5 protein-coding genes and 1 pseudogene are annotated in these 5,193 nt (G+C 60.6%); 4 read left to right on the forward strand and 2 right to left on the reverse strand.

Going from position 1 to position 5,193, the window contains the following annotated elements:
* Positions 1-1,059 (forward strand): C40 family peptidase (locus ABT116_RS39290; RefSeq protein ID WP_351644485.1); only part of this gene is annotated, 1,059 nt, incomplete at its 5' end.
* A 12-nt stretch (positions 1,060-1,071) separates the two neighbouring features.
* A complete protein-coding gene (locus tag ABT116_RS39295) occupies positions 1,072-1,752 on the forward strand; it encodes a hypothetical protein (RefSeq protein ID WP_003944203.1) in 681 nt (226 codons plus the stop codon).
* A gap of 242 nt (positions 1,753-1,994) precedes the next feature.
* Here the strand turns inward: ABT116_RS39295 and ABT116_RS39300 are convergent, their stop codons facing one another.
* Together ABT116_RS39300 and ABT116_RS39305 are read right to left on the reverse strand one after the other, a co-directional pair.
* The gene (locus ABT116_RS39300; protein WP_003944270.1) at positions 1,995-2,438 is read right to left on the reverse strand and encodes a hypothetical protein; all 444 of its coding nucleotides are present in this window, start codon (positions 2,436-2,438) and stop codon (positions 1,995-1,997) included.
* A gap of 72 nt (positions 2,439-2,510) precedes the next feature.
* A complete protein-coding gene (locus tag ABT116_RS39305) occupies positions 2,511-2,741 on the reverse strand; it encodes a P-loop NTPase family protein (protein WP_350834946.1) in 231 nt (76 codons plus the stop codon).
* Between the two features lie 1,663 nt (positions 2,742-4,404).
* Here ABT116_RS39305 and ABT116_RS39310 point away from each other — a divergent pair.
* Together ABT116_RS39310 and ABT116_RS39315 are read left to right on the forward strand one after the other, a co-directional pair.
* The gene (locus ABT116_RS39310) at positions 4,405-5,142 is read left to right on the forward strand and encodes an FtsK/SpoIIIE domain-containing protein (protein ID WP_351644491.1); all 738 of its coding nucleotides are present in this window, start codon (positions 4,405-4,407) and stop codon (positions 5,140-5,142) included.
* Positions 5,100-5,193: pseudogene (locus tag ABT116_RS39315) on the forward strand (lytic transglycosylase domain-containing protein); the annotation flags it as partial. The gene ABT116_RS39310 and the pseudogene ABT116_RS39315, both read left to right, overlap by 43 nt.

Consider the following 5,193-nt stretch of genomic DNA (forward strand, 5'->3'; position numbering starts at 1 on the left):
GACGCAGAGTTGGTGGCGAAATCCACCCCCGCCGGCACGGGCGGTCTCAACGCCAGCCAAACAGCGCTGGCGAAACAGGCTGTCGCCATAGGTGAGTCCATGGCCGTTCCTGATCAAGGAATCGTGGTTGCCCTGGCCACCATGAGCCAGGAATCGACCTATCGAATGCTCGCCAGCTCCAACGTGCCCGAGTCGCTGCAATATCCCCACGACGGCGTCGGAAGCGATCACCTCTCGGTCAATCAATACCAACAGCAAGTCGGCATCTGGGGCACCGCGGAAGAGTTGATGAACCCCGTCACGGCGAACGTCAAATTCTTTGACGCGTTGCTCAAAGTTTCGGGCTGGCAAACCATGCCAGTCACCGTCGCCGCCCAAACCGTGCAGGGATCGGCCCACCCTGAGGCATACGCCGACGACGAAACGCTCGCTCGGCAACTAGCTTCGCAGTTCAAAGGTTCAGGCAAAGACCTGACGCCGCAGGAGCTGGCAGACATCGTCAAGGGTGGCGGCGCAACAACGATCATCGATGGCGGCGCCTGCGCGCCTGGAACCTCGAACCCCGGTGGACCCCAGTTCAAGCCCGGGGGGCCATTCGCAGAGAACGTGATCGCTGCGGCCTCCCAATGGATCGGAACAACGTACGCGTGGGGAGGCGGAGATCAGAACGGCCCAACGAAAGGCATCAGTGATGGCGGCGGGGCAGGAGATGCGAACGGCGATTCGAACAAGGTCGGCTTCGACTGCTCAGGCTTGACGTTGTACGCGGTTTACCAAGCATCCGGTGGCCAAATTTTGCTCCCTCACTTCACCGGAAGTCACTCCAATCCCGGCCAGCTGTACGACTCCCGAGGCCAAGACATTCCGTTCGACCAGAAGCGTCCAGGTGACCTGATCTACTTCGGCGCAGGCGGCGACACCCATCACGTCGGCATTTTCTATGGCACCGAAAACGGACAGGACATGTTGCTCAACGCCCCGGAATCGGGGAAAAGCGTCTCGATCATGCCGCTCTCCGGCTGGGCCGGCGAAGAGATGTACGTCAAACGATTCGGATAGGAAACCTTCACCATGATTACTCGCAAACGCTCGCTCGCTCTTGCTGCTCTCACATCTGCCGCATTGGTACTGACAGCGTGCGGAGGAAGCGACGAACCCGAAGATCATGCGGTGGAAACGAGCGCCGAAGCCGACAGCTCGTGGACGGTACCCCCACTCCCCTCGACAGACGTCCTCGCTGAAAGTAGCCAATCCGGCTCGGCGCCGACGACAGTTCCGTCGCCGCCGACCGCCCCTCCAGCCCTGACCACCACTCCGCCTCCAGCGCTCCCCGACACACTGGCCGGAGCCAACGAGAACGACGCGCAGTCGGTCATGCTCGCCGCCGCTCGCACCATGCTCTCCTACGCGCCAGGCAAGGACGTAAACCAATCCGCGGCAGCTCAACGGGCGGCGCCACTCCTCGACGAGAGGTACTACGCCGCGAACGCCGACTCATTCATTGCGCTCGCACCCATCACCGGCAAGCAATGGCAGAACTGGGCAGACGACCATGCGATCGTCATTGCCACAGCGAGTATCGCCGGCGACGAACACCCTGCTGATCAACCCGAAAAAGTTTCCCGCGTTCTAGCAGTGACGCAGACTGCCACCGGACCGGATGGAAAAGAACTGAGCAAAAACACCTTCGCCGTCTACATGAGTGCCATCAAACTCGATGTCTGGCGTGTGAGCGCCGTAGCCGTCCGATGAGCCAGGAGTGGTCGACTCATCTGCCACAGCACAAGCCTGCGCCGTGGCAGATGAGTGGCCACACGAGAAATTCGGCCCGATTCGGAGTCGAAACACCTCAACGACGCTCGTCCGGTGTTATTGCCACAGTCCCGGCGAGGTGCGCTCACGACAATCGCGGACCCAACATCCCCTTTGCAGGAACCTGGCGTTGAGCAGCAAGAACGACCGCTTGGCAACAACGCGCATCGATCGAATTCGGATCACTGACACCTCTTCATGAATCGCCAATCCTTGGTTGGCCTCCAAAAAGGTCGACGCGCTGGACCGAGAAGGTTGGCGGCTTCATTCACTGCGTCGCTCGTGTGATCGGACTCGGTCAGCAGAGCCGTCGATGTCGGACCGTTGCGCCCTCGTCCACTGGAGACCGCAGCGACTTCGGAAACTGTGGGAACTGCCCGCACTCCGCCCGGCTTCATGACAACGACGACGTTGACGACCTCGTGAATGAACTTTTCGATGTCCTCGATTCCGTCGGCACGCACACGAGTGGTCTCTGTGACTGGTAGTGCCGCGAAGTTCGCGGCCATCCGCGATAAGGCCTCGTCGGCAGTCTGCCCCTGAATCGTCGCCAGCGCCCCGCACACATTTTCGGAGACGAACCGAGTAAAGAAATGTCCATCACCAGGCTCGATGATCTCGTCCACGACCAGGTACTCGAGTTGTTGCCGACTCAGCGAGAACTCCCAATCCAGTGATTGAGCGAGCCCTGAGGGAGCTTAGGCAACGACAGCATTGCCTAAGCGGGGAACGAGTTCGTCGAGTCCTTTCCAGCCTCCGCGAGCCACGATGCCGACTCGTGCATCCTCACGGATACCTCTGGCCAAGGCGTTCAACAGGGCATTGCGCCCGCTGCCGATCGGTCCGGCGATGACGACAACTCGGCCCACGGCAACGCAATGCTCTAGAAATGCTGCGGTGCCGTCGCCGAGTACTCCGTCGTCGATCATTCGAGACAGGGTCCACGAGGACAGACTTGGGACTGAGACTTCGATCTGCTTCACTGCAGCGAGCGCCGATGCATAAGTCCCGCCGTGCAGTAGCTGGTGTTCTCGGGCAGCTTTCTTACGAGCCGAATTCGAGACCATGAGTGTGCTCCGATCACTGGGCGCGTTGACGGGTGCCCCGCATGTACCCATCAAGGGGTCAGTGTCGAAAAGCATCCGCGGATCCGGAGGACCTTCCCCAACTTTGTGCCGAAACGACGATGCGGGCGCCTGCTCGAACATGGGTGGGAGTCACGCGAAACGACTCGACACCGAACATATCGCAGACGCCGGACAGGGACAGGCTCGCGACGTTGATTCCCTCATGGGAGGGGCGTGGGTGGCGATCGGGAGAAGACACTTTTGCGGTTGTCTGCCTGGGTGCGACGAGGAGACAAGGGCCGGTTCGGGCCCTCGTTTCCAAGGCCGTAACCAGCTGAACAGCGCGAATTTGATCTAGTTGCCGGGGAGGGAATTTATCCCCTACGCGGAGGGTCGCTCCGATCCATGCTCACTTCGTTGCGCTGTTCGGAGCGTAACCCACGTGTCAAGGGGTGACGGTGTTATTTCGCGATTGGAGTGAGCGCCAGTTGTTGTGCGGGCTCCGCGAAGGGAAGTTGCAGTGGGAGGGCGATGGGATGGCTCCCATGAACCTGTCACTCAGTAATGCATCGGATACAAGGCACTGCCGGATGCGTCGGTAGAAGGTCTGGCATGAGTGAAAGTCCAGAGACATTTTTCTCTGAAGATTTTTCGCCGCGATGTCACTCAGGTCCGGTCGGCGGGATCTTCCTATGAGTAGAAGGACCATCCGAGGCAGCTGCGCGAGCGCGCGGTTGACCGACCACAGGAGGAGCGCCATGCAGATGCAGACCGGAATCGATCGCCGCCAGGTGATCGGGGGTCGGCGATGACGAGTCCCGCGCAGGAAAAGGCCCCCGCCCGATTCGCTCGTTCCCCACGCATTAGTTCGCTGCCGGCACGGTCGCATAACTGGGTTCGCGACAGCTTCTGCCTCGGAAGCGCAGCAGTGGGTGTCGGCGCCGCAGCCCCGCTGTTCGGGTATGCCGCCTTGTCCATTCCGGCGGCCGCAGGTCTGTCGATAGGCGCGGTCTACACCGGAGTTGTGGGGAAGAGAAAACAACTCCGAGATGTCGACGTCGACGAAGTTGTCGAACGGCTCTGCCCTGTCATGGGACTCCCTGAAGCGACGCGGGCGGTGTTGTCGGTATCGAAGTGGAGCGGAGGGACACCGGGCGTGCCGGGAAAACTCACTGTCTATTACCAGTCGGCGCAACCGCTCAACGACGACACATGGGTCGACGACATCTGCGAGGTTTTCGAAGACCAAGGGTGGGGATTCTTCGCCCTCGCAGAACACGACCGCAACCGTCGGCGATTGATCTTCACACCCGCGGCGGAACCGGAACGAGAGCCCTCCGACAGTGAAGCGGTGGCGCGTGCAAAACGCTACGTCGGGCAACTGCTGGGACCGACCGCAACGGTCACCGCGATCGATGTCGATGCCAAGACAGGTGAAGTCACCTCCATGAAGGTGCGGCACGAAATCGGATCGAAGCTCGTCTCGGACGGCTATCGAACTCGTGTCGAACGCGCGATCAATGCGATGTTCCCCGGACGCTGGCGAGCAAAGTGGAACCATCACACGGACGAGGTCACGTTCGAGCAACGCACCGCGTTCCCCGACAGCATTTGGTTGCCCGCCCCGGACATCGACCCGGAAGTCGATTTGTTGGCCAACTACGACTCCGTCGAGATCCCATACGGTGTCGACGAAGATGGCAACGAAGTGGTGTGGCGCCCCGCGATCGATCCGAATCTGATGCTGGTCGGACCTCCCGGTAGCGGCAAGACAGTGACGGCACACAACCTGTTGGTCAACTTCTCGCGCCGCGGATGGCCGATCTGGGTGCTCGATGGAAAATACGTCGAATTCCTCGGCTTCCAGGACTGGCCCAATGTTCAAGTGGTCGCCACGTCCATCGAACAGCAAGTTGCGATGGTGCACCGGGCACGCGACTTGATGGAGTTCCGCTACGACAAGATCAAAATGGGCGAGGCAACGGAAACGGACTTCGAACCGGTCCTGGTGTTCCTCGACGAGTGGGCGGAATTCCGCGGCAATGTCGAAGATTGGTACTTCTCGGTCAAACCAAAAGGCGGACCGAGGGAACCACCGGTACTCAACATGCTGGCATCGATGGCGCGCAAGGCTCGTACGTCGCGAGTGCATCTGGTCTTCGGCACACAGCGCCCCGATGCGATCTATTTCAAGGGCGATATGCGTGACAACTTCGCGATGCGCATCTCCTGGCCGCCTACAACGCGGGGGCGTACGCGGTGATCAAGTACGGGGGCGTGCCGCCGTACAGCGAGACCCGGAACTACGTGAAGC

Origin of the sequence: Streptomyces sp. NPDC002130, assembly GCF_040296465.1 — a bacterium.
Lineage (GTDB): Bacteria > Actinomycetota > Actinomycetes > Streptomycetales > Streptomycetaceae > Streptomyces.